Origin of the sequence: Streptococcus sp. oral taxon 058 str. F0407, assembly GCF_000235485.1 — a bacterium.
GTDB lineage: Bacteria > Bacillota > Bacilli > Lactobacillales > Streptococcaceae > Streptococcus.
The window spans coordinates 185,450-211,112 of the sequence record NZ_JH378888.1 but is presented as its reverse complement, the minus strand read 5'-3'; the positions used below and the strand labels follow the sequence as shown (position 1 = coordinate 211,112).

The window sequence follows — 25,663 nt, the reverse complement described above, 5'->3', positions numbered from 1 at the left end:
AAGAACACCACTTTCTATTTCAAATTTTCTTTAACAACTTTAAGTTGTTGTTTAATACTCACATCAATTGTCTTGTGATTAGCAAAAATGACAAAACCTCCAATGAGACTTTCATCGAATTGTTCCTTGATACTCCGAACTTTCAGAGCCATTTTTTTCTCTATCAACGGAATCAAGCGTTCCTTCTGTTCATTTGTTAAAGGATGAGCTGAAGAAATCGTTACTTCAAATCGATTCGTTTCTTTTTCAAGTCGACTCAAACAATCTACAACAATATCATAAAAAAGGTTTGCTCTGTGATTGTAAATCAGCACTTGAATAAAGTTTTGCATTAAAGGTGACACAGAGTCTTGGAAGAAACCAACTGTTTTTTCCTTATCCGACTCATCTACCGCCACTTGAGCTAAAAAAGAAGGCAAGTCTGTTTCTTCTGCAACTTGCTTGATTTGAGACAAGTCCGCAAAGATTTGATCTTCTTCTCCTTTTTCGATCACTAATTGGACAAAAGGCATGCTGTATTTTTCAATTACCTTTGCTGTTTTCTTGTCCATTAGGCTTCTCCTAGCTGATCGATATACTGATCAATGAGTTCCTTATGAGCATGACTGTCAAGGTTTTTTGAGATGATTTTACCAGCTAGACTAATTGTCAAATCTGCCACCTCTCCCTTAACACTTTGCAAAGCTTCAGCTTTATTCTGAGCGATTTCTTGATTCGCCTTCTCTTTTAAGCGACCTGCTTCTACTTTAGCATCTGCCAGAATACCTGCTTTACTCTTCTCGGCAGTCTCTTTAGCATTTTCAATGATTGTTTTGGCTTCGTTGCGACTACCAGTCAATTCATCTTCACGTTTTTGTGCAAGAGTTTCTGCTTTTTGACGAGCTTGTTCAGCTCCATCAATATCAGCAGCAATTTTATTTGCCCTTTCTTCGAAGACACTTGTCAAGTTTGACCACGCATATTTCTTAACTAAGACAATCAAAAGGATAAAAGAGCCAGCGATTAAAATAAAGTTACCAATTAATTCACCTACTGTTACGTGCATCTGTTACTCCTTTCTACTCTTCATCATTAATTTTATTTCCTAGATACATAGAAGACAAGACTGTGAATACATAGGCCTGAACACAGGAAATAAACACAGAAAACGCCGTCCAGACTAGATTGGTAACAAATGCGACTGGATACCAATAAAGAGCCTGATGAGAAAGTGTGATAAGCAGACTAGCCATCACTTCTCCGGCAAAGATATTTCCAAATACCCGCAAAGCAAGTGATAGGAAATTCGTGACTTCTTCAAGGAGATTCATCGGTGTCATAAAACCTGGGGTAACAAAGCCTTTCAGATACTTTTTAATACCACGTCGACGAATTCCCTCTATATGGGTCATCAGGATAATTACAAATGACAAGGCCAAGTCAAATTGAAGATTGGCAGTTGGCGATGTCCAAAGGTTTGTCCCATCTGTAGTTTGAAGTTTAGCCATCAAACCAAGATTGTTTGCGATAACCATAAAAAGAAATAAACACAAGTAAAAGAGTGAGTAATCTTTCATGTACCGAGAACCTACATTGGGCTCTGTAAATCCGACTACAAAGTCATAGAGATACTCCAGTACACTTTGCTTTCCTTTGGGTTTCACAGTCATATTCCGACTTGCCCAATAGATAAAGCCAAAAATAACGAGTACTGACAGCAAGGTCAATACTGTCAAGGTCAAATCAAAGGTAACAGGACCAATATTGATGGTTGGATTGATACTTTCTTCCATCTAAAATCCTCCCTTTTCCATTTTATACTTCTCTTTATTTGATGATAAATGAAAATACGAGAGTTACAAAGAATGTTCCTTCGATAAAGGCAATCCCCATGATCATTAAGCTACGTAATTGTGGGATGATGTCTGGTTGACGAGCTGCTGATTTGAACAAACCGTTCATCAACATACCTTCTGCAAGGGATACACCCATACAGGCAAGACAAAGACCGAAAAATGTTAAATTCATGATAAATTCTCCTTTTTTATTTAAATTTACTTACTTAGTTTAGTCCTAAAATTTTGATTTGTCAACTTTTTACTTACGTTGAAAGCGTTTCATATGATTTATTTCTATTTTTGCTGGTTTTACCCTATTTTATAGAAAGTTTTCCCATTTTAGATTGCGAGTTTTTCTTGATTTTACTATGTTTTCTGAAACAAACTGAAAAATCCAAGTTAAGAACTTGGATAGATTCATTTTATTTAAAATAGTAGGAATAGTGTTGTGTACAACCTGGATTAAATGGAGCGCTACAATAAGGACAAGCTATCTGTTCTTTATATTCTTGAAAAGTCATTGTCCTCTTACAAACCCCACATAAAATCGGTTGATCCTCAGAAAGAGCCAAGGGGTAGGGAGAAAATACATGTGTTTCCAGAGCATTGTGACACTGATAGCATGCGTAATATTTTTTACACTCATAACATTGGAGTGAAACAATATCCTCTTCACTATGATAATGAACACATCTGCTTTCATCATCTACCAACAAACCTTGCGCTTGAATCATTCACTTCTCCTTATCTAGGCACGAACTGTGACACTTGTCCCGTCTTCCTTATAGAGATTGATAAGACCTTCCTTGAGTGCGCGAACCATGTCACCTGCTTGTACAGGTTGCGGAACCTTGATTGTCAAGAGTTCCATTGGATTTGGAGCGCGATCGATTTTATTTCCCTTGGCATCGTGAAGATCCTCGATATAGGTTTCAAAATGACGGAAACCTGGTCCGTAAAACTCAACTTGATCGCCTTCGTTGATTACATTCCGTTGACGAATGGTTGCTGTCTGGGTAGCATCATCATAAGAAACGACTTCAGCAACAAACTTGTACTCAGGGATTTTACGACGCGCACCAAACAATTGTTCATTTTCTGTAGGTGTACCATAGTAGAAACCTGTTGCCAACTCACGCTGGGCAACCTTCCACATCTCATCCACCAAGTCCTGTTTGATGGATTCAAACTTTTCAGGACTTTCGAGATAAGCATCGACAGCCGCCTTGTAGCAGTTTGTTACTGTTGAAACATAGTGAATAGACTTCATACGACCTTCGATCTTGAGACTGTCTACACCATTTTCAATCATATCTGGGATATGGTCAATCATAGACATGTCAACCGCTGACATCGAAAATTCTTCTGGAATCTCACCCTTAAGGCTCTTCCGTTCTTTACCAAATGGCATATCGTAAAGGTCGTACTTCCAACGACAAGACTGAGAACATCCACCGCGGTTAGCATCACGCATACTCATGTGGTTTGAAAGCGTACAGCGACCTGAGTAAGAAATACACATGGCTCCATGGACAAAGGCTTCAATCTCAACATCTGTACGTTTGCGAATCTCTGCCAATTCTTCCATTGAAACTTCACGAGCCAAAACCACACGAGTTAGACCAAGTTCTTTCCAGAACTCTAGAGTTTCATAGTTGGTCGCACTGGCTTGAGTTGAAAGGTGAATTTCAAGACCAGGTGCTTCTGTTGCTGCAATCATGATCAAGGCTGGGTCAGATACGATAACTGCTGCAATTCCGATATCACGTAACTTACGGAACCATTCACCAGCACCAGCTTCATTTCCTTCATGCATGACCATATTGGCAGCCACATAAACCTTGGCACCGTACTTGGCAGCGAACTGAACACCTTCTTCCATCTGCTCAAAGGTAAAGTTTCCAGCACGGCTACGAAGACCATAGGCCTGTCCACCGATGAAGACTGCGTCCGCACCGTATTGAACAGCTACTTTTAGCTTCTCTAAAGTCCCTGCAGGTGATAAAACCTCAGGGCGTTTTAATGTTTTTGTCATTTTTTCTCCTATTTGCAATATAAAAGTTTGACGTTTTTCCTTCTCATTTTATAGTAAATAATGGATAAAATCAAGCCTAGACAGATTTTTTTGACAATTCTAATCTTTTCTAAAAGAAAAACTAGTCTTAGAAGACTAGTTATTTTCAAGATAAAATTCAAAACGTTCACCAACATACTGACTCTTGACATATTCGAAAGCTGTCCCATCATCCAGATAGGAAACCTGAGTCAAGGCCAGAATCGCATGTCCCTTTTCGACTTCTAGATAGTCAGCAATTTTTTCCTTAGCCAATCTCGCATAAATAGTCTGTTGGGATTTGCCAATTCGGTAGCCATGTTGTTGCAAGGTTTGGAAGAAATGACTGGTGATTTCTTCTTTTTTGAAGTTCTTAATAAATTTCTCAGGAATAGATGCTACTTCATAGACTAGCGGTACTTGGTAAGCATAACGTACCCGCTCCATGCGGATAATATTCTCTGTCGGAGTAATCCCCAGCTTTGCGACCTCTTGCTCATTTGGAATGGTTCTTCTGTAAGAAATGAGTTGGCTAGAAGGAACTTTGCCCTGAGATTTGACAATCTCCGTAAAACTAGTCGTTCCCCGCATTTTTTCTTGGACACGAGTGCTAGAGACAAAAGTCCCACTTCCTACACGGCGCTCTAAAACACCTTCCTCAACCAAGAGAGAGATGGCTTGTCGCAAGGTCATCCGACTAACCTGAAACTGGTCAGCCAAGTCTCGTTCACTCGGAAGTCTTTCTCCGATTTTCCAATGATGCTCATCTATATCTTTTTTTATCTGGTCATGTATTTTCATATAAGCTGGTAACATGCTTTTCACTTCTTTTCTTTATTTTCTCTATTGTACCGTATTTAATTAGAAAAAGTCAAACTTTGCCTTGTTTAGTTGGTAATTCGCCCCTATTTGTGATAGAATATTGAAAAAGATATTTCTTTTGAGAAAGGAAAAAGATGAGCAACATTTCAACTGATTTGCAAGATGTCGAAAAAATCATCGTGCTGGACTATGGTAGCCAATACAACCAGCTGATTTCACGCCGTATTCGTGAAATTGGTGTTTTTTCAGAGCTAAAAAGCCATAAAATTTCAGCTGCAGAGGTTCGTGCGATTAACCCTGTAGGAATCATTCTCTCAGGTGGACCAAACTCTGTATATGAAGAGGGTTCATTTGATATTGACCCAGAAATTTTTGAACTTGGGATCCCAATTTTGGGAATCTGCTACGGTATGCAACTTTTAACTCATAAACTTGGAGGAAAAGTTGTCCCTGCAGGTCATGCTGGAAACCGTGAGTATGGTCAATCCCCACTCACTCATACCTCTTCTCCCCTCTTTGAAGGGACACCAGAAGAACAGATTGTTTTGATGAGCCACGGTGATGCGGTTACTGAGATTCCTGCTAACTTTGTTCGTACTGGAACTTCTGCTGACTGTCCTTACGCTGCTATTGAAAATCCAGACAAACATATCTACGGTATCCAATTCCACCCTGAAGTTCGTCATTCAGTTCATGGCTATGATATCCTTCGTAACTTTGCATTGAATATCTGTGGTGCCAAAGGTGACTGGTCAATGGACAACTTCATCGATATGCAGATCAAGAAAATCCGTGAAACTGTGGGTGATAAACGTGTTCTTCTCGGTCTATCTGGTGGTGTTGACTCTTCTGTTGTTGGAGTTCTTCTCCAAAAAGCGATCGGCGATCAATTGATCTGTATCTTTGTAGACCACGGCCTTCTTCGTAAGGGAGAAGCAGACCAAGTTATGGACATGCTTGGTGGGAAGTTTGGTTTGAACATTGTCAAAGCAGACGCTGCTAAACGTTTCCTTGATAAACTTGCAGGTGTTTCTGATCCTGAACAAAAACGCAAAATCATCGGAAACGAGTTCGTTTATGTCTTTGATGACGAAGCAGGCAAGCTTAAAGATGTGAAATTCCTTGCTCAAGGAACTCTTTATACTGACGTGATTGAGTCTGGTACTGATACAGCTCAAACCATCAAGTCACACCACAACGTGGGTGGTCTTCCAGAAGATATGCAGTTTGAACTCATCGAGCCACTCAATACTCTTTATAAGGATGAAGTTCGTGCTCTCGGTACAGAGCTTGGTATGCCAGACCACATCGTATGGCGCCAACCATTCCCAGGACCAGGACTTGCTATCCGCATCATGGGTGAAATCACTGAAGAAAAACTTGAAACAGTCCGTGAATCAGACGCTATCCTTCGTGAAGAAATCGCTAAAGCAGGACTTGACCGTGATATCTGGCAATACTTCACTGTTAACACAGGGGTTCGTTCAGTCGGTGTTATGGGTGATGGTCGTACTTATGACTACACGATTGCCATTCGTGCGATAACTTCTATCGATGGCATGACAGCTGATTTTGCCAAAATTCCATGGGAAGTCCTTCAAAAAATCTCTGTTCGTATCGTTAACGAAGTTGACCACGTCAACCGTATCGTCTACGACATTACAAGTAAACCACCTGCAACAGTTGAGTGGGAATAGAGTTTCCTATAAAATAAAAAAAAATACTGCTGGAGCATGAACTTCAGTGGTATTATTTTTTTATAATTTCAATATTAGGAAAATTTCTCGACTCTCTACTCCTCTTTTTAAATCCTTGAAACCATGCTATAATATAGTAAGTATAGCTCCAATAACCTGACTATAAAAGTCAGCGATAAAGATTTCTTACATCATCCGTAAGTGTTATTCTACTCTGATTCATATTATAATGAAAGTAACAAAAGATGGAGGTGTTTCACATGGAAACAATTTTACGAGTAGAATCATTAAAAAAGCATTATGGAAAAGAACCGAATATCACCAAAGCTTTGAACGGCATATCTTTTCAAGTTGTCAAAGGTGAGTTCTTAGGGATTATGGGGAGTAGCGGTTCTGGGAAAACAACCCTTCTTAACTGTCTCTCTACTATCATCAAGCCAACTGACGGTTCCATTCAAATGCAAGAAAAGGATTTAGGTCAGTTAAAAGGTAGTCAGTTAGCTGATTATCGTGGCAAGGAAATTGGCTATCTCTTCCAGAATTTTGAGCTTTTGGACAATCTGACAGCCAAAGAAAATATTTTACTCCCCTTGTCTTTGCACAAGATCGATGCCAACGAAAGCAAGGTTCGGTTAGAATTGCTTTCCCAATATCTGGATATTTCTGAACTTCTGGATAAGTTCCCATCTCAATTATCAGGTGGTCAACGGCAAAGGGTAGCTGCTGCGCGTGCCTTGATTTTAGACCCTAAGATTGTATTTGCGGATGAGCCCACAGGGGCTTTGGATTCAAAAAATGCAAGTATTTTGATGCAAAAATTATCCGAAATGAATCAAGTGGAAGAAACCACCATTCTCATGGTGACCCACGATTCAGTTGCAGCCAGCTTTTGCAACCGCATCTTGTTTATCCAAGATGGAAAACTCTTCCATGAAATTCGACGCGACTATCCAAGAGAAAGTCAAGAAGATTTCTACCACAGAATACTAAAGGTCATGTCTGCACTGGCTGGAGGTGATGGCAATGTTTTCTAAATTAGTCTCAAGAAATAGCAAGAGAGATCGAAAGAATAATGGCTTGTATTTCAGTTCTATGGTTCTTTCTATTATCTCCTTTTACATCATCCTTTCTTTATCCCATCAAGATGTGATGATCTTTCTAAAACAAATAGAGAGTCATGCTGTAAATAAACTCTTTAGCATGATTCCCATTCTTTATGTAGCAACGCTCTTTATTCTCTTTTTTCTAGTCTACTTCGCAAGCAGTATGCAGATGGAAAGAAGAAAACATGAATTTGGTGTCTATCTCACACTGGGAATGCGAAGAAGCAAACTGTTCTTGCTACTCCTGCTCGAGGATTTGAGAAACAGTGTCCTTGCCCTTGGAATAGGCCTTCCTATTTCTATCTTGATTTCAGAACTGATCAGCCTAATAACCGCTAAAATTGTGGGACTAGGGATTATTGAGCATAAATTTTCTCTATCTACCACAGCTCTGCTCTATACAGTCATCGGCTTCCTAGCCGTAAAATTAGCTGTTTTTGTCCTTTTAAGTGCAAAGACGGCCAATAAGGAAATCGGAAACCTGCTATCCTATTCTCCTTCTGGGATGAAGAAACTACTCCCCAAGGGCGTGTACCTTCTTGCTTCCGTCCTCGGAATTTTACTTCTTGGAACAGCCTATTACATGGGTATGAGTGGACGAGCTTGGAAAAGTGTCATAACCATGGGCATCACTGTTCTCTTGGGGACTCTGGGAACCATCCTACTCTTCTTTGGCATGCGTTTATTTATAGACTTTTTGGTCAAGCTTGGAAACAATAGAAAACTTCATGCCTATAATTTTAGACAGATTCAGGAATTAGTTATCCAGCGCTCAACTATACTGGCCATCTGCTCCCTCTTAATCTTCTCTGCCTTGTGCCTCTTTGGAGCAGGTGTGGCCATTGCAAGTGGCAATTCAGACAATCAAACCCACGTATTGGATTATACATTTAGAGATAGCAAGCAGGAAACAGATGAAAATCTTGATGTAAGTACAGTAAAAAAAGAGCTTGAAGCTGCTGGTCTAGCATCACAGTTTTCAAAGATTCTGCAAATCAAAGTGGGCAAACCTAAAGAACACGAGTCCGTGTCCTTTGAAGAGGTCATAAAGGAGTTGAAAAAGCAAAAAGACAGCAAGAACAAGGAAATTTTGCTCCAAAAATTTAAACCGTCTACTAATTTCCACCTCATGCCTGTTTCCGAATACAATGAACTTAGAAAGGCTGCCAATCTCCCTCCTCTAGAATTAACTAGCAAGGAAGCCTACTTGTATATGGGGAAAGACTTTCTCCCTGATGAGAACTTGGTTAACTCTGTTCTGAAAGCAAACCCTCAAATCAAAGTCATGGGAAATGATGTAAAATTGATTGGAGAGGTACAGTCTTTACCAATCGTAACGGATCGTGAAATCACCCTCTCTGTTGCCCTCATAGTCCCAGATGAGACCTTTATGAGTTATACAGACGGTCGCTATTCGAACTATGTTAGCGGTATCTTGGCTCCTGAGCTAGTCAAGGAAAAAGGCCTGATGAGAGCTATCTCAGATACGAATGAAAAGCTAAATCAAACCTCTCTTGGCTATGAAAGCTATATACAAAATATGGGAAGACAATTATTTTACATTATCTCTGCCAGCTATATCACCATCTATCTGGCTATCATCTTCCTTGTTGTGGCAAATACAATCATTGGCGTTCAATTTTTGATGGGACAAAGACAATCCTACAGACGATACCAAACCTTGATTCATCTCGGAGCCAACTACGAAACTCTTTGTAAATCGTCAGAAAAGCAAATCAATTGGTATTTCGGTCTGCCAATAGCCCTTGCACTTATCAGTAGTAGCTTCGGAGTGGGCTCCCTCCTCACAGGAATAGTACCTGCTAGTGTAAGAATGGACATGGGGCAGAAATTTATCACAGCCATGCTGATCATACTGCTGTTAGCTGGCTTTGAAGTCATCTATATCAGAATTGTAAAGAAAAATAGCAACAAGTACTTGTTGTCCTTAATGGAACCCAAAAGAGATGAATAAGGTAGAATAAATTAGGAAAAGGAGGAACCGATATGAAGCATATTCTGGTTATTGAAGACGAAGCCTTGATTCGAGATGAAATTGTCATTTTGTTAGAGAAAGCGGGTTATCAAGTTGATAAGTTGACTGACTTCAAAGATACAAGCCAGCAAGTGCTGCAATACGATACGGATCTAATCATACTGGATTTGAATTTGCCGGGAGAAACAGGTTTTCAAATTTGTAAAAATCTCAAGTCCAAACGCTCTGTGCCCATATTGGTTCTCACCTCCCATGAACAACTAAAAGATGAGATTTACGCCCTAAAATTAGGGGCTGACGAGTACTTAACAAAACCTTTCAAGAAAGAAAGATTCTTGGCTCGTATAGAAAACATCTTGAAACGCTATGAAGGTAGACAAAATTTGCTTGAAAAAGATAATTTCCTGCTGGATAGAAATACCTATACCCTTTATATCAACGGACATTCGATTTTACTCCCCCAAAATCAAGGGAAATTGCTAGAAACCTTATTAGTGGCAACTGATTCTGTCGCCACAAAAGAAGAACTAAGCATGAAACTGTGGAATACAACTGAGTTCATCGATGAAAATGCTCTTCAAGTAAATATTGCAAGGCTCAAAAAGGTGATGAGACAGGCTGGCATTGCACTTCAGGTCAAGTCCGTCAGAGGTATTGGGTACAAGCTAGAAGAGGTAAGTCCAGATGAAACAGAATCTTAAATATCTAGCTACTTACCTGCCCTGGTTACTTGTTCTCTTAGCATTTGATCTATTTACAGCTGTTCTGCTTTGGCTTTCAGACGTGAGGATGTTTCAAGTCCTCGTCCTTCTCTATCTTTTAGCTACAGTCCTGCTCTTTTTCATCCTATCATTCCTACTTATAAGAAAAGAAAGAAAAAAATCAACTGCTTATAAAGCCTTCATAGCCAATCCCAAGGTCGATACTGAGCTTGAATTATTGCATTTATCAAGTGCCTCAGAGAAAGAAAGCATTGAACAAATGGCAGATACACTTTATCAAAAGCAGACTGAAATAGGAAAGCTCAACTCATTACTAGCCGAGTACGAGGACTATGTTGAAAAATGGGCGCATGAGATTAAACTCCCTCTATCGCTTCTTTCCCTCCTTTTGGATAATCAAAGTGACCAGCTGCCTGAGGACACAGCATTTAAGTTGGACTATGTGAAAAATCAAATACAAGAAAATGTATCACAGATCCTATTCTACTACAGGGTGAAAAGTGAGAAAAATGATTTTCTATTTGAAGACCTTGATCTAGAAGAATGTATCCAAGATCTCTTGGAAAACTTTGATCCCTTACTCAAAGAAAAGAATTTTACGATTCAGCTAGAAAATATACAAGGAACTTGCTACACTGATCAACGCAGTTTTGAATTTATCCTCTCCCAAATCCTCGCCAACGCCCTTAAATACAGCTCTGACAAGCCCGAACTCAGTATTTCTATGTCAAAGGATAAGGGGCGCACAAGTCTGATTATTAGGGATAATGGCTGCGGAGTTAAAGCTTGCGACCTCCCTCATATCTTTGAAAAAGGATTTACGGGAGACTCGGGAGATACCAGGAAAAAATCAACAGGTATGGGCCTCTATCTAGTCAAACAATTAGCAGATGCTTTAAAAATCGAAATCACAGTAAAATCCGAATGGCTGCAAGGATTTGAAATTACTCTTTCCATTTCGTAATTTTTCGATTAAGAAAATTGCCTAATCATAGAAAGTACATATTTTATATAAAAAAAGGAAAGCACTTCTGCTTTCCTTTTTTATTTGCGTTTCTTCTTAGCTTTTTTCATTTTGTTGGCCATGCGTTTCATAGACTGTTTCATGGCAAATTCACCAATTTTACCCTTGAGTCCACCACCAAACATCTGGCTCATATCTGGCATTCCAGCTCCTCCGAGAGCTGACATATCTGGCATACCACCTTGTCCCATCATTCCTTCAAGGGCAGACATATCCATTCCTCCCATATTTGGCATATTTTTTGGAAGGTTATTTGGATTGATGCCCATCTGCTTCATCATCTTATTCATATCCCCAGACATGACACCTTGCATGAGCTGTTTGGCCTGGTTAAAGTCTTTGATGAATTTATTCACTTCGATAAAAGTATTTCCAGATCCAGCAGCGATACGACGACGACGACTTGGATTTAACAAATCAGGATTTTCACGTTCTTCAGGTGTCATGGAAGACACGATAGCACGTTTACGAGCAATCTGACGCTCATCTACCTTCATGTTTTGAAGGGCTGGATTGTTAGCCATACCTGGAATCATCTTGAGCAAGTCTTCCATTGGCCCCATGTTTTGCACCTGATCCAACTGATCGATGAAATCATTGAAATCAAAGGTGTTTTCACGCATCTTCTCAGCCATTTCAAGGGCTTTTTGCTCATCGTATTCCTGAGAAGCTTTCTCAATTAAAGTGAGCATATCCCCCATACCAAGGATACGGCTAGACATACGGTCTGGGTGGAAGGTTTCAATATCTGTAATCTTTTCACCCGTACCAGTGAACTTGATTGGTTTTCCAGTGATGTGACGAACAGATAGAGCCGCACCACCACGAGTATCCCCATCAATCTTGGTAAGGATGACACCAGTTACTTCCAACTGAGCATTAAACTCACGGGCAACATTAGCTGCTTCCTGACCAATCATGGCATCAACTACGAGCAGAATCTCGTTTGGTTGAGCCAATGCTTTTACGTCACGAAGCTCATTCATCAAGAGTTCGTCAATCTGCAAACGTCCTGCCGTATCAATCAAGACATAGTCGTTGTGATTGGCCTGCGCTTGCTCCAAACCTTGGCGAACAATCTCAACAGCTGGCACTTCTGTTCCAAGTGCAAAGACAGGAACATCAATTTGTTGTCCAAGTGTTTTCAACTGATCGATGGCTGCTGGACGATAGATATCCGCCGCAATCATCAAAGGACGAGCATTTTCTTCCTTCTTGAGTTTGTTGGCTAGCTTACCAGCAAAGGTTGTTTTACCAGCCCCTTGCAAACCGACCATCATGATAATCGTAGGAATCTTAGGTGACTTGATAATCTCTGCCGTATCAGAACCTAAAACAGCTGTCAGTTCCTCATCAACGATTTTAATAATCTGTTGTGCTGGATTAAGGGTATCAATGACCTCGTGTCCGACTGCACGTTCACGAACCTTCTTGATAAAGTCCTTTACAACAGGCAAAGCAACGTCGGCTTCAAGCAAGGCCAGACGAATCTCTTTAGTCGCTTCTTGGACATCCGCCTCAGAGATTTTTCCTTTTTTACGTAGATTTTTAAAGACGTTCTGTAAACGTTCTGTTAAACTTTCAAATGCCATTTTTTTCTCCTATTTACTCAATTCAGTGGAAATCGTCCGAAATGTTGCAAACACTCAAGTTCTTCGGGTGTGATTTCTTTCATGATTTCATTTGGATATCCCCAACAGCTAAAACCTATTTGCATAGCTTTGGAGATATCATTGGGCGAGATAATCTGTAGTCGAGTAGGAAATGGTTCCTCTGCGGCTAATAGTTTGCAAGGTAATCCTTGATAAATAACTAGACTGCCCATGATTACTCCCGATTGTCAATGCTTGTTAAAATTTCTATCTGCTCCTGTAGAAAGTTATCCTCTGGATAACGCTCCAAGATCTGGTCAAAAATCTGACTACGAACAATGTAGTCTGAATACATGTGTAATTTCATCTCATAATCTTCTAGAATCTTTTCTGTCCGCTTGATATTGTCATAAACAGCTTGACGGCTGACACCGAACTCTTCAGCAATCTCAGCAAGACTGTAATCATCTGCATAATAAAGCTCTATATAGTTCATTTGCTTATCTGTCAAAAGCGCAGCATAAAATTCAAAAAGCGCATTCATGCGATTGGTTTTTTCAATTTCCATAACTTTTATTATACCAAAAAAACGATTATACCGCTAGAGTAGAAGCACTTCAAATAGAGCAAGAACAAAAAAAGAACCTTGCAAAGCAAGATTCTTTTAGTGTCTGACTTAAATAATTGTTCTTCTGGGAACTTAATCGAATTAAGCTTCGATTTCTGTAACCATACCTGAACCAACAGTACGTCCACCCTCACGGATAGAGAATGTAGTACCTTGTTCTACGGCGATTGGGTGGATCAACTCAACGTCGATAGTCACGTTATCACCAGGCATTACCATTTCAGTACCTGCTGGAAGTTCGATTGAACCTGTAACGTCAGTAGTACGGAAGTAGAACTGTGGACGGTAGTTGTTGAAGAATGGAGTGTGACGTCCACCTTCTTCTTTAGTAAGGATGTAAACTTCACCTTTAAATTTAGTGTGTGGGTTGATTGAACCTGGTTTAGCGATAACTTGTCCACGTTCGATTTCATCACGTTGAACACCACGAAGAAGGACACCTACGTTATCTCCGGCAAGACCTTCGTCAAGTTGTTTACGGAACATTTCAACACCAGTAACAACTGCTTTTTGAGTTTCTTCTTTGATACCAACGATTTCGATTTCGTCGTTGACACGAACAGTACCACGGTCGATACGTCCTGAAGCAACTGTACCACGTCCAGTGATTGAGAACACGTCTTCGACTGGAAGAAGCAATGGTTTGTCAGTATCACGTTCTGGTTCTGGGATGTACTCATCAACAGTGTTCATCAATTCCATGATGATGTCTTCGTATTTAGAGTCACCTTCAAGAGCTTTAAGAGCTGAACCTTGGATAACTGGAAGATCGTCACCTGGGAAGTCGTATTCTGACAATAGGTCACGGATTTCCATTTCAACCAATTCAAGCAATTCTTCGTCGTCTACCAAGTCAATTTTGTTCATGAAGACGATAAGGTGTTTAACACCAACCTGACGTGAAAGAAGGATGTGCTCACGAGTTTGTGGCATTGGTCCGTCAGTTGAAGCTACTACAAGGATAGCTCCGTCCATTTGAGCGGCACCAGTAATCATGTTTTTAACGTAGTCCGCGTGTCCTGGAGCGTCGATGTGGGCATAGTGACGTTTTTCAGTTTCGTACTCAACGTGTGCAGTGTTGATAGTGATACCGCGTTCGCGTTCTTCTGGAGCAGCATCGATAGACGCATAGTCTTTAGGTTGGTTAACTGCTGAAGGCAAGCGACGTGCCAATACAGTTGTGATAGCTGCAGTTAGGGTAGTTTTACCGTGGTCAACGTGTCCGATAGTACCAATGTTAACGTGTGGTTTACTACGATCGTATTTTTCTTTTGCCATTTGAGTAAAAGCCTCCAATAAAATATATTTTATAGATAGACAGTAGGCAATACAGTCTAACTTTCCTTACTATTTTATCAAATTTTAGCTAAATTGCAAGTGTTTTACACACATTTTGTGAATTATTCTAAATCTCACACTTTCCCATTCTTTTCCTTTTCCAACGGATTCATTTTAAACACTTTTGACCAGACTAACCTCAAGTCTTTTTATCAAAAAAATCAGGTCTCCCTGATTTTTAGATTGATTCTGATTTTTCCAGTCCTTTTTCTTGGGCTTCTTTATGATTTTCATATAATTTCGCCAAGAACTTAGTAATTTCTTTTAGGATAGAATAAGTTGGCACCGCTACAATCATTCCGATAACACCATAAATATTGCTAGAAAGTAAGAGAAGGACCAGAATGGTAATTGGATGAACTTTCATAACCCCTCCGACAATACGAGGGTAGAGGATATTCCCATCCACTTGTTGGATAATCAGCATATAAATTACTGCAATTAGAACCCTGTGCGGATCAGTAAAGACATTGGCGATAATCATAGGAATCAGACCGATACTTGGACCAACATAGGGAATCAGATTGGCAATGCCAGAAAAAATAGCAAAGACTAAGGCGTACTTCAAGCCAATAACACTGTAACCAACATAGGCCAAACATCCGATTATGACAGCATCAATCGCAATTCCACTGATATAACGTGCTACAGTAGCGTTCAAATTCTTCAAGAGACTGGAGAAGTTTAATTTATCATGTTTTAGGACTGTTCGTTCCAACATCGGGAGGAACTTATGACCATCAAGCAAGAAATAAATCAAAAAGACTGGTGTCATAATGAGAATCAAAACAGTACTAAACAAGGCTGAAAGAACGCTGCCTAAACTATTGCTCACACTGTTGAGAATGTTTTGTAAAATATCAACGTAAGATAAATTCAACTGTTGAATGGTTTTTTGAATATCAATATTTTGAAAGATTGGATTCATTGATAAATCAATAACCAAATCCTGCAGTCTGCTATAGATATTCTGGCTAGAAATAATCAAGCTTGTCAACTGATTGATCAAAATCGGTAGCAAGTAGACCACCCCTACTACTATTGTACCAATCAAGGCACAAAGAGTGATGAGCACACCTATCAAACGATTGACTTTACATTTCTTTTCTAAAAATGTTACGATGGGATTTGTCAGGTAATAGAAAAATCCCCCGAGCAAAAATGGAATCATAATGGTATTGGCAACCATCACAAAAGGTGTGACAATCGCTCCCATCTCTCTCCAAAGATATAAAATAAGAGTTAGTAGTAAAATTTCAGCTGTCCAAAAAAATAACTTGTTTCTACGGAACATAGGCGCCTCCTTTTTTCTATTTTACCATAATTCTTCAAAAAGATAAGATGGCTTTACTATAAAAACGAGAATATTTTTTCGCTTTGTGATAGAATAAAACTACTATGAAGAAAATAATTTTATCCTTACTAACTCTTATCATTTTTGGCACAGTCGTTCCTACTGTATCTGCGCAAGATTTTGATGTCGCTGCCAAGCATGCCATTGCTGTTGAAGCAAACACTGGGAAAATTCTCTACGAAAAAGATGCTACTCAAGCTGTTGAAATTGCCTCTATTACCAAGATTCTCACTGTTTACCTAGTCTATGAAGCCTTGGAGCAAGGTACAATTAGCCTATCTACCCCAGTTGACATCTCTGACTATCCATACCAACTCACAACCAATTCTGAGGCTAGTAATGTTCCTATGGAAGCACGTAAGTACACAGTGGAACAATTATTGGAAGCGACTCTAGTATCAAGTGCCAATAGTGCAGCAATTGCTCTTGCTGAAAAAATTGCTGGTTCAGAGAAAGACTTCGTTGACAAGATGAGAGCGAAACTTCTTGAATGGGGTATCCAAGATGCTACTATTGTCAATACTACTGGACTTAATAACGAAACACTTGGAAATAATATCTATCCTGGCTCTAAAAAAGATGAGGAAAACAAACTAAGCGCTTACGATGTTGCAATCATCGCTCGAAACCTCATCCGAGATTATCCTCAAGTTTTAGAAATCACCAAGAAATCTTCATCAACATTTGCTGGTATGGAAATCCACTCTACTAACTATATGTTGGAAGGAATGCCAGCATATCGAGGTGGAGTAGATGGGCTCAAAACTGGTACAACAGACAAGGCGGGAGCTTCTTTCGTTGGAACAACTACCGAAAAAGGGATGCGAATCATCACAGTTGTCTTAAACGCTGACCAGCAAAACAGTAATCCTTACGCTCGCTTTACTGCTACTTCTTCTCTTTTGGACTATATAACATCTAATTATGCTCTCAAAACAATTGTCCAGAAAGGAGAGGCCTACAAAGATAGCAAAGTTTCTGTACTTGATGGGAAGGAAGATACCGTAACTGCTGTTGCTAAATCTGATATCACTGTCATTCAACGCTTGGGAAGTCGAGCATCATCAAGCCTGCAGTTCACTCCAAAAAACAAGGCCGAGACAGCGCCACTAGAAGCTGAAACTGTTGTTGGTCATCTAACCTATGATGATCAAGATTTGGTTGGTCAAGGCTACCTCACTTCCGACAAACCATCTTTTGAAATGGTTTCTGAAAAGAAAGTTGAAAAAGCCTTCTTTTTGAAGGTTTGGTGGAATCAATTTATCCGCTTTATCAATGAGAAACTATAAAAAAATCGCGTAGAATCGCGATTTTTTCTTTATTTTATTTCAACTCTTTAAAAGCTGCTTCCGCATCAGCATTGCTAATAGCACCAAATTGGATTTTCCCGATTTTTCCTTGGCTATCAATCAAGTATTCTGTTGGAATACTACGAATTTGGTAGGCTTGGAAGGTAGTTGCCTTGGTATCATATAGAACTGGTATATCCTTGTAGCCTTGTTCTTGGTACCATTTTGGAAAGTCTTGAACTGTTTTTTCACCTTGTAGGCCTGGTGCGACGACACTTAGTATTTCAAAGTCTCGATCTTGTTTAGCAGCTAATTCCATCAACTCAGGCATACTCTTTCGACAAGGACCACACCAAGAGGCCCAGAATTTCAAATAGACTTTTTTGCCTTTATAGTCTGATAACTTGACTTCTTTGCCATCCATAGACTGCAAGGTGAAGTCCGGCGCATCCTTTCCTACTGCGATTTGTTGTACAGTAGGTTGTTTGGGATTTTCTGATTGTTTGGTTTCTTTTTCGCCACAGGCAATCAACAAAAATAAAGACATGAGGCTCAACTCTGTAAAAATAACTTTTTTCATCTTTTTCTCCTTTTATCCAAGAATTCCTGACAAGGCATTTAACTGCCCTAGCATTAATAATAATCCCATCAAAATAATCAAAGCTCCCCCGATTTTCTTTAGTAGAATCATATGAGGTTTTAATTTGCTAAAATAGGGCATTATCCAGCCCGAAGCCAAGGCTAAAACAAGGAAAGGAAGAGCCATTCCCAATGTATACACTAAGGTTAGTATGGCTCCTTGCCAAGCACCATTACCACCTGAAGCTGCCAAAGCCAAGACCGAACTTAAAACTGGTCCAATACAAGGGGTCCAACCAAAACTAAAGGTTATCCCAAGTAAAAAGGCTGAAAGATAGTGATTTGACTTTGATTGTTTGAAGGTGACTGTCTTTTGAACTTCCAGTTTATTGAAATGCAAGATTTCCATCTGGTGAAGGCCTAAAAGGATAATAACCGTCCCCATAACATAACGAAACCAGTCAGCATAGAGCATATGCCCTAAGAATCCAGCTCCAAATCCCAAAATAAAGAAAATGAGGGAGATTCCAGCAATAAAGCACAAGGTCCGAATTAAGCCTGACCATGCAACCTCTCTTCCGAAAAATCGAAAACTTTTTGAATTTCCCTGATCATCCAGTAAAATACCAGCATAGACTGGGAGCAAAGGGAAGATGCAGGGTGAAAAGAAAGACAGTATGCCAGCTAAAAAAACCGATACTAAAAATATAACAGACTCCAACGAATTACCTACTTTCACAAAATTCTAATCTTATTTTACTACAAAAGAAAAAATTTGTGACAACTTTGCTACGCTTGTCTATTTTATCTAAACTTGAAACAAAAAAAGGAGCTAAGCTCCTTTCATTTTAATAAGTTCCTTCTTCACCTTGACTTGTCAAGATAACAGGACCGTCTTTGGTAATCACGAACTGATGTTCATACTGGCACGACAGGCCACCATCGATGGTTTTATGAGCCCAGCCAGTCTTCATATCTGTATCAATTTCCCAGTCACCAGTATTGATCATGGGTTCAATGGTTAGCACCATTCCTTCACGGAGACGAAGACCACGACCTGCAACACCGTAGTTAGGGACCATTGGCTCCTCGTGCATAGTTGGACCAACTCCGTGACCAACCAAATCACGCACGACGCCATAACCGCGACTTTCAGCATATTCTTGAATTGCTGCACCGATATCGCCGATACGGTTTCCAACGACTGCTTTCTCAATCCCTATATACATAGCTTCCTTGGTCACATCCATCAAGTTTTTCACTTCTTCAGACGGTGTACCGACCGCATAAGCCCAGCACGAGTCTGCTAAACCACCAGTATAACTTTGGGTGTATTTTTTCATTTGCTCAACATTATTAAAGTTGAGTTTAGATACATTGAGGTCGGATTTGGCAATCGGACCACCTAGAACCATGTCAACCTTGAGCAAGTCGCCATCCTTCAAGATGTAATGACGTGGAAAAGCGTGAGCTACTTCGTCGTTGAGAGAGCAGCAAGTGGCATAGGGGTAATCCATGACTGCACCATCTACCCCAATCTGTAGAGGAAGGAAATTCTCCTCTTTACAACGGCGACGAACATACTCTTCTACTTCCCACATATCCACGCCTGGCTTAATCAAATCACGTAAGCCGATATGGATACTAGCGAGGAAATCACCTGCCTTGTCCATGGCTTCGATTTCACGTGCTGATTTTAAAGTTATCATTTTTTCTCCTAGATTCTAATTGATTTTAACTGTAACATTTGCTTTTGAAACAATCTGATGACCATGATAAATATCGTAATCAATAATAGCTGAGCGTCTGGTATGATGAATAATACGAGCCTGAATTCGCAGAGTATCATCTATCTGCACAGCCTGCAAGAAATAAATTAGCATCTGCTCGATAATTAAATTGCGTCTGCTATTTGCCACTAAATCCTGTGTCATATGAGTTAAAATTTCAGCAAGAACACCATTTGCCAAAACTCCGTTCTTCTCAAGCATAAAGGGCTCAACTGTAATCACAACTTCGTCGTGATGATAAGACAACTTCTGACCAATTTGCTCTGAAAAAGTCGGCAAGGCTGAAACCTGAGAACGACTCATCTTATCCATGACATCTCGTCTTGTAATCACCCCGAGCAAAGTTTGATTGCTTCTCACGACTGGGACCATCTCAAAGTCTTCTGCTATCATCCGTTGACTGACATTAGCTATATTTGTTGCCAATCCTGTCAGGAAGAGACTACGAGTCATCACCTTGTCAATCGTTGTGCTGGGTGATTTATCCCCCGCATCTCGCATGGTAACAACCCCAACAACCACTTGATGTTGATTAATGACTGGGAAACGACTACTTCTGTTCTTACGTACCAAGTCCAAATAGTCTTTCACTGTGTCCGTTTCCCTCAAAAAGCCATACTCATGGCTAGGACGATAGATTTTTTCAACTGTTAAAATGTCTGTCTTAATCTGCACATTTGACAAAGCTCTATTGATCATGGTCGCAACTGTAAAGGTATCATGCTTGCTTCGTAAAACAGGGATTCCTTTCTGATTGGCAAGTTCCAGTACATCCTCATGCACATGAAAACCACCCGTCACCAGAACTGCATTTTCATTTTCCAGCGCCAAAAGCTGAATACGAGTACGGTCTCCGACGATTAACAAACCACCATCATTCAGATAGGATAAGATATTCTGCTCGGTCATCGCCCCAATGGAAAATTTGCTGAATTCTCTGTCCAAACCTTCTTGACCAGCCAAGACTTCAGATGAGGTTACTTCTGCAATCTCTGCATAGGTCAGTTTTTCAATCGCCACTTTCTGAGATTTGACACGAATGGTTCCACTACGAGGTCGAGTTTCTACAATTCCACGGTTTTCAGCTTCTTTAATGGCACGATAAGCCGTCCCATCACTGACACCCAAGTGATTGGAAATGCTACGAACACTGACACGTTTTCCTATTGGTAACTCTTCCAGATAACTTAAGATTTCTTGGTGTTTACTCACTGAACTCTCCTTTTATGTATCGAAATTCAAGGTAGTCCCTCATTTTTCGTGTATAGCGATCGCTCCCCTTAAACTGTCGGAAGAGACTAAATCCCGATTTTAAGGCAACTTTCTGACTAGCTTGATTCTCCAGATGAGTGATGATGGATAATTGTTTTAAACCAAATTCTTCAAATGAAAGCTGACATAGCTTGGTAACTACTTCTGTCATAAAACCTTGAGACCAATAATCCTTTTTTAAGAAATAACCAATTTCTGCCTCTTTCTTGATTTCATCGATCTTTTCAAATTTAATGGAGCCAATCATTTCCTCATTGTCTTGGTTACAAATTGCCCAGACACCTAGAGGAGCCTTCATAAAATAGTTGGCAAGTGCGTATTGACTCTCTTCCAAACTTGCTTGACTAGGAAAAATAAATTGTAGATTTTCAGGATTAGAAGCAATTTCATAAAAGGCTTTGCTGTCACTAAAAAAGAAAGGACGCAAATACAAGCGCTCCGTTTCAAAGAAAGAAAACATTGCTAATTTGGTCCAAATATTCATAATCACCTCAACGGTTTAGTCTTCAACGAGTGTAATATCTGCTCCAAGACTACGCAATTTTTCAATAATATCTGAGTAACCACGAAGGATAAACTCAATATTTGTAATTTCAGTCTGACCTTGAGCCATCAAACCAGCGATCACAAGTGCGGCACCTGCACGAAGATCTGTCGCTTTCACCTTGGCACCATGCAGAACACGTCCACCAGTGTAGAAAATATGGTCATTTGTAGTTGTAATATCCGCATCCATTTTTGCTAACTCAAAGACATGGTTGACACGTTTTTCATAAATGGTATCAATAATAGTACCACGACCTTGAGCTGTCAGCAAAAGTGGCGTGATAGGCTGTTGCAAATCTGTTGCAAACCCAGGATAGGGAGCTGTTTTGATATTGATAGCCTTCAAATCAGATTGTTCTTCAACGAAGATACTATCTTCAGAGACCGTCATACGAACACCCATTTCCTCCAGTTTGGCGATAAAGCCTTCTAAGTGTTCATAAAGAACATTGTTAATACGGATTCCTTTACCAACCGCTGCTGCAAGTGAAATATAGGTCCCCGCTTCGATACGGTCTGGAATGACTTGGTGACGCGTTCCATGAAGTTTCTCAACACCATCAATAATGATAATATCAGTCCCTGCACCACGAATGTGGGCCCCCATGTTATTCAAAAGGGTGGCCACATCGATGATTTCTGGTTCACGAGCCGCATTTTCAATAACAGTCCGTCCCTTAGCCTTAACAGCCGCAATCATGGTATTAATCGTCGCACCAACGCTAACGGTATCCATGTAAATACTTGCACCATGAAGTCCCTTACCTTGGGCAGACAAATTCATATTGTCTCCCTCGTAGCTCACCTTGGCTCCCATAGCTTCAAAAGCTTTGAGATGAAGATCAATAGGACGAGGTCCCAGATCACATCCGCCAGGAAGTCCAACTGTAGCTTCACCAAAGCGACCTAAAAGACTTCCGTAGAAATAATAAGATGCACGAAGGCTATTGATCTTGCCATAAGGCATAGGAATATTTTGAACACCTCTAGGATCAATCTCCAAAACATCATCGTAGCGTTTTACTTTCGCTCCCATGATTTCCATAATCTCTACAAGACTAGCAACGTCTGAAATATCTGGGACACAATCCAAAGTGACAACATCATCTGCCAGTATAATAGCAGGGATTAATGCTACAACACTATTCTTAGCACCGCTAATGGTGATCTCACCTTGCAATGGATGTCCACCATTGATGACAATTTTTCTCATGTTATACTCTTTCAAAATTTACTAAAAAGGTCTCTGCATTCTATTATACCATAGTTCTCCTATTTTTCCCATTTCTGTTTAATAAAATTCTCTCTCTTTTTATCTTCTAAAATAGAAAAAAGACCCATCACACAAGCCATGAAGCTTGATATGATAGGCTTTTATAAGTTTAGATTAACGTACTGTACGGATACGCATTGTGTTTGTACGGACAGCTTCTCCAAGCGGTACACCTGCAACGATAATCATATCATCACCAGATTCAACCAAACCTTGTTCTACTGCAATCTTTTCGGCAAGTTCGAACATATCATCAGTGTTTGACGGACGTTCAGTTGTTACTGGAATAACACCCCAGTTCAACATCAATCCACGCTGAGTCAATTCATCGAAAGTGATTGCCAAGATATCTGCATCTGGACGGTATTTAGAAATCAAGCGTGCAGTGTGACCAGTCTTAGTAAGGGTAACAATCAACTTGATATTCATTGAGTTAGTTGCATCCTTAACAGCTGAAGCCATAACTTCAGTCTTAGAATTACGTGCCAAGTTAACTGATGACAAACGACCATATTCTTTCAATAGGGTTTGAGCATTCTTGTCAATTGTTGCCATTGTACGAACAGATTCAAGTGGGTATTTACCGTTTGCAGACTCACCTGAAAGCATTGTTGCGTCAGTACCGTCGATAACAGCGTTAAATACGTCTGATACTTCTGAACGAGTGGCACGTGGTTTTTCAGTCATGGTTTCAAGCATGTTTGTTGCTGTGATAACAACTTTACCAGCTGCGTTAACTTTAGTGATAATCATTTTTTGGTAAACTGGAACCATCTCGAATGGTACTTCGATACCCATGTCACCACGAGCAATCATGATACCGTCAGCAGCTTCGATGATTTCATCCAAGTTGTCGATACCTTGTTGGTTTTCGATTTTAGCGAACAATTGAACATGTCCGTTACCAGTTTCTTCACAGATTGCACGAACTTCGTTAACGTCTTTCGCAGTACGTACGAATGAAATCGCGATGAAGTTGATACCTTGTTCAAGACCGAAACGGATATCATCGTTATCACGTTCAGCAAGTGCTGGGAAAGGAATCTTAGTGTTAGGGATGTTTACACCTTTTTGTTTAGCGATAATTCCGTCGTTTTCAACTTCAACTTCAAATTCACGAGTTGCATCGTCTTTAGCAACAACACGAAGACCAAGTTTACCATCGTCAACCAATACTTGGCGACCAACTTCAACATCATCGTAGATGTCAAGTGCACCAGCAACGTTCAAAGCAATCACATCGCGAGTTGATTTGATTCCTTGTTTAGTTGCAACACGGATTTTTTCACCAGTTTTGTATGAGTACTCTTTTGCGTCACCTTCGAATAATTCAGTACGGATTTCAGGTCCTTTAGTATCAAGAAGGAAACCAACTTTTTTACCTGCAATTTTTTCAGCAAGTTTAACAGTTGCCATACGCTCACCTTGTTCTTGATGGTCACCGTGTGAGAAGTTGAAACGGAAAGTGTTCGCTCCTGCTTCAATTAATTTTGCAATATTTTGAGCTGAAGCTTCAACATCAAGTTTTTCTCCCCAGTATCCGTCATCACCGAATTTTTTACCACCACGGATTTCTACCGCAGGACCCAAAGTTGCAACGATTTTTACACGTTTATTCATGATTTTGTGACTCCTTTATATAATTTGACCTTTCATGGTCATTTTACCAGATTAGTTAAAGTTGATTAGGACAAGCTCTTGTTCAAGCTAGCAAGTTCAAGGTCAGCTTTGTGAGGGTTGTTAACAACGATTTTGCCATCAGCTGTTAGGCTGAACAAGGCTCCTTCTTCTGCTGTTCCAAGAATTGGGTTTTCAACCATTTTCTCATTACGAATACCAACAGCGACACCACCGATTCCTTGCTTGAGAAGTTTAACAGCGTGTGCTCCCATGCGTGACGCTAATACACGGTCACGAGCGGTTGGTGAACCACCACGTTGGATATGCCCAAGCTCAGTCACACGAAGGTCACTAGTATCTCCTGCTTCCTTGAGTTTCTTACCAAACTCATCGGCAGACATAACTCCCTCAGCCAAAACAATGATGTTGTGTTTTTTACCGCATTCATAACCAGCTTTGATACTAGCTACGATATCTTCCATCTTGAAGCCTTCTTCAGGGATAATGATTTCATCAGCACCTGTTGCAATACCTGCCCAAAGTGCGATATCACCAGCATTACGTCCCATTACTTCAACAACGAAAGTACGACGGTGACTTGATGATGTATCACGAATCTTATCGATCGCATCCATTGCAGTAGTAACTGCAGTATCAAATCCGATTGTGAAGTCAGTACCTACAATATCGTTATCGATTGTACCTGGAAGTCCGATAGCAGGGAATCCATGCTCAGTCAAGCGCATAGCTCCGTGATAAGAACCGTCACCACCAATTACAACGACACCTTCGATCCCGTGTTTTTTCAACTGCTCAATCCCTTTAAGTTGACCTTCAAGTTGTGCAAACTCAGGGTAACGAGCAGAGTGAAGGAAAGTACCACCACGTGAAATGATGTCTCCAACTGAAGCAGCATCAAGTGGATAGATTTCACCGGCAACCATCCCTGCGTATCCATCATAGATACCAAAGACTTCCATTCCTTCTGAGATTGCTTGACGAACTACTGCACGGATGGCAGCGTTCATACCAGGGGCGTCTCCACCGCTAGTCAAAACAGCAATACGTTTCATTTGGTTTTGCTCCTTTTTCTTTTAACATTCTTATTGATTATACCACATTTCATTTGAAAATTCTTCTATTTTTCG

26 protein-coding genes are annotated in these 25,663 nt (G+C 40.2%); 6 read left to right on the top strand and 20 right to left on the bottom strand.

Annotated elements, in window-relative coordinates; all coding sequences use genetic code 11:
* Positions 1-14: 14 nt before the first annotated feature.
* The 7 genes from HMPREF9184_RS05520 to HMPREF9184_RS05490 all read right to left on the bottom strand — a co-directional run bounded on the left by HMPREF9184_RS05520 (position 15) and on the right by HMPREF9184_RS05490 (position 4,686).
* Complete coding sequence (locus HMPREF9184_RS05520; protein WP_000358979.1) at positions 15-551, bottom strand: F0F1 ATP synthase subunit delta; 537 nt, start codon at positions 549-551, stop codon at positions 15-17.
* Entirely contained in the window at positions 551-1,045 is a 495-nt protein-coding gene (gene atpF / locus HMPREF9184_RS05515) for a F0F1 ATP synthase subunit B (protein WP_000558546.1), read from the bottom strand. The genes HMPREF9184_RS05520 and atpF overlap by 1 nt, the downstream gene beginning before the upstream one ends.
* 13 nt (positions 1,046-1,058) lie before the next feature.
* Positions 1,059-1,772 carry a F0F1 ATP synthase subunit A gene (gene atpB / locus HMPREF9184_RS05510; RefSeq protein WP_000392867.1) on the bottom strand — a complete coding sequence of 238 codons (714 nt, stop codon included), beginning with the start codon at positions 1,770-1,772 and terminating at the stop codon, positions 1,059-1,061.
* A gap of 34 nt (positions 1,773-1,806) precedes the next feature.
* On the bottom strand, positions 1,807-2,007 hold the full coding sequence (locus HMPREF9184_RS05505) for a F0F1 ATP synthase subunit C (RefSeq protein WP_001054555.1): 201 nt from the start codon (positions 2,005-2,007) through the stop codon (positions 1,807-1,809).
* Between the two features lie 232 nt (positions 2,008-2,239).
* On the bottom strand, positions 2,240-2,551 hold the full coding sequence (locus HMPREF9184_RS09495; protein WP_009444251.1) for a CHY zinc finger protein: 312 nt from the start codon (positions 2,549-2,551) through the stop codon (positions 2,240-2,242).
* A gap of 14 nt (positions 2,552-2,565) precedes the next feature.
* Entirely contained in the window at positions 2,566-3,852 is a 1,287-nt protein-coding gene (locus HMPREF9184_RS05495) for a peptidase U32 family protein (protein WP_000169070.1), read from the bottom strand.
* A gap of 135 nt (positions 3,853-3,987) precedes the next feature.
* Entirely contained in the window at positions 3,988-4,686 is a 699-nt protein-coding gene (locus HMPREF9184_RS05490; RefSeq protein WP_000936172.1) for a GntR family transcriptional regulator, read from the bottom strand.
* A gap of 140 nt (positions 4,687-4,826) precedes the next feature.
* Here HMPREF9184_RS05490 and guaA point away from each other — a divergent pair, with 140 nt between their 5' ends.
* The 5 genes from guaA to HMPREF9184_RS05465 all read left to right on the top strand — a co-directional run bounded on the left by guaA (position 4,827) and on the right by HMPREF9184_RS05465 (position 11,174).
* Positions 4,827-6,389 carry a glutamine-hydrolyzing GMP synthase gene (gene guaA / locus HMPREF9184_RS05485; protein WP_000065706.1) on the top strand — a complete coding sequence of 521 codons (1,563 nt, stop codon included), beginning with the start codon at positions 4,827-4,829 and terminating at the stop codon, positions 6,387-6,389.
* 260 nt (positions 6,390-6,649) lie between these two features.
* On the top strand, positions 6,650-7,423 hold the full coding sequence (locus tag HMPREF9184_RS05480) for an ABC transporter ATP-binding protein (RefSeq protein ID WP_000447869.1): 774 nt from the start codon (positions 6,650-6,652) through the stop codon (positions 7,421-7,423).
* On the top strand, positions 7,413-9,467 hold the full coding sequence (locus tag HMPREF9184_RS05475) for an FtsX-like permease family protein (protein WP_000491814.1): 2,055 nt from the start codon (positions 7,413-7,415) through the stop codon (positions 9,465-9,467). The genes HMPREF9184_RS05480 and HMPREF9184_RS05475 overlap by 11 nt, the downstream gene beginning before the upstream one ends.
* A 32-nt stretch (positions 9,468-9,499) precedes the next feature.
* A complete protein-coding gene (locus tag HMPREF9184_RS05470; RefSeq protein ID WP_000680567.1) occupies positions 9,500-10,189 on the top strand; it encodes a response regulator transcription factor in 690 nt (229 codons plus the stop codon).
* A complete protein-coding gene (locus HMPREF9184_RS05465; protein ID WP_000812625.1) occupies positions 10,173-11,174 on the top strand; it encodes a sensor histidine kinase in 1,002 nt (333 codons plus the stop codon). The genes HMPREF9184_RS05470 and HMPREF9184_RS05465 overlap by 17 nt, the downstream gene beginning before the upstream one ends.
* 80 nt (positions 11,175-11,254) lie before the next feature.
* On the opposite strand, the gene ffh is transcribed toward HMPREF9184_RS05465, so the two are convergent.
* The 5 genes from ffh to HMPREF9184_RS05440 form a co-directional block, all read right to left on the bottom strand.
* Positions 11,255-12,826 (bottom strand): signal recognition particle protein, encoded by a 1,572-nt coding sequence (gene ffh, locus HMPREF9184_RS05460; RefSeq protein WP_000863611.1) that lies wholly within the window; start codon positions 12,824-12,826, stop codon positions 11,255-11,257.
* 17 nt (positions 12,827-12,843) lie between these two features.
* Positions 12,844-13,059, bottom strand: a complete 216-nt coding sequence (locus tag HMPREF9184_RS05455) for a hypothetical protein (protein WP_000535219.1) — start codon at positions 13,057-13,059, stop codon at positions 12,844-12,846.
* A 2-nt stretch (positions 13,060-13,061) separates the two neighbouring features.
* The gene (locus HMPREF9184_RS05450; protein ID WP_000402064.1) at positions 13,062-13,394 is read right to left on the bottom strand and encodes a putative DNA-binding protein; all 333 of its coding nucleotides are present in this window, start codon (positions 13,392-13,394) and stop codon (positions 13,062-13,064) included.
* A 141-nt stretch (positions 13,395-13,535) separates the two neighbouring features.
* Positions 13,536-14,732 carry an elongation factor Tu gene (tuf, locus tag HMPREF9184_RS05445; protein ID WP_001040719.1) on the bottom strand — a complete coding sequence of 399 codons (1,197 nt, stop codon included), beginning with the start codon at positions 14,730-14,732 and terminating at the stop codon, positions 13,536-13,538.
* Between the two features lie 238 nt (positions 14,733-14,970).
* Positions 14,971-16,086 carry an AI-2E family transporter gene (locus HMPREF9184_RS05440; RefSeq protein ID WP_000489834.1) on the bottom strand — a complete coding sequence of 372 codons (1,116 nt, stop codon included), beginning with the start codon at positions 16,084-16,086 and terminating at the stop codon, positions 14,971-14,973.
* Between the two features lie 104 nt (positions 16,087-16,190).
* On the opposite strand from HMPREF9184_RS05440, the gene pbp3 reads away from it, so the two are divergent.
* Entirely contained in the window at positions 16,191-17,435 is a 1,245-nt protein-coding gene (gene pbp3 / locus HMPREF9184_RS05435) for a D-alanyl-D-alanine carboxypeptidase PBP3 (RefSeq protein ID WP_000720644.1), read from the top strand.
* A gap of 34 nt (positions 17,436-17,469) precedes the next feature.
* Here pbp3 and sdbB read toward each other — a convergent pair whose 3' ends face one another.
* From sdbB to pfkA, 8 genes are all read right to left on the bottom strand, one after another.
* Positions 17,470-18,015, bottom strand: a complete 546-nt coding sequence (sdbB, locus tag HMPREF9184_RS05430; RefSeq protein WP_000755637.1) for a thiol-disulfide oxidoreductase-associated lipoprotein SdbB — start codon at positions 18,013-18,015, stop codon at positions 17,470-17,472.
* Between the two features lie 12 nt (positions 18,016-18,027).
* On the bottom strand, positions 18,028-18,735 hold the full coding sequence (gene ccdA2, locus HMPREF9184_RS05425) for a thiol-disulfide oxidoreductase-associated membrane protein CcdA2 (RefSeq protein ID WP_000446552.1): 708 nt from the start codon (positions 18,733-18,735) through the stop codon (positions 18,028-18,030).
* Positions 18,736-18,862: 127 nt separating this feature from the next.
* Positions 18,863-19,723 carry a methionyl aminopeptidase gene (locus tag HMPREF9184_RS05420; RefSeq protein WP_000631556.1) on the bottom strand — a complete coding sequence of 287 codons (861 nt, stop codon included), beginning with the start codon at positions 19,721-19,723 and terminating at the stop codon, positions 18,863-18,865.
* A gap of 15 nt (positions 19,724-19,738) precedes the next feature.
* Positions 19,739-21,016, bottom strand: coding sequence for a CBS-HotDog domain-containing transcription factor SpxR (gene spxR, locus HMPREF9184_RS05415; RefSeq protein ID WP_000033805.1), 1,278 nt, complete (start codon positions 21,014-21,016; stop codon positions 19,739-19,741).
* Positions 21,009-21,560, bottom strand: coding sequence for a GNAT family N-acetyltransferase (locus HMPREF9184_RS05410; protein ID WP_001028739.1), 552 nt, complete (start codon positions 21,558-21,560; stop codon positions 21,009-21,011). The genes spxR and HMPREF9184_RS05410 overlap by 8 nt, the downstream gene beginning before the upstream one ends.
* A 15-nt stretch (positions 21,561-21,575) precedes the next feature.
* Positions 21,576-22,835: a UDP-N-acetylglucosamine 1-carboxyvinyltransferase gene (locus tag HMPREF9184_RS05405; protein ID WP_001227073.1), complete on the bottom strand. Its 1,260-nt coding sequence runs from the start codon at positions 22,833-22,835 to the stop codon at positions 21,576-21,578.
* 174 nt (positions 22,836-23,009) lie between these two features.
* Positions 23,010-24,515, bottom strand: a complete 1,506-nt coding sequence (gene pyk, locus HMPREF9184_RS05400; RefSeq protein WP_001042801.1) for a pyruvate kinase — start codon at positions 24,513-24,515, stop codon at positions 23,010-23,012.
* A 65-nt stretch (positions 24,516-24,580) separates the two neighbouring features.
* Complete coding sequence (gene pfkA, locus HMPREF9184_RS05395; protein WP_000820879.1) at positions 24,581-25,588, bottom strand: 6-phosphofructokinase; 1,008 nt, start codon at positions 25,586-25,588, stop codon at positions 24,581-24,583.
* Positions 25,589-25,663 lie beyond the last annotated feature (75 nt).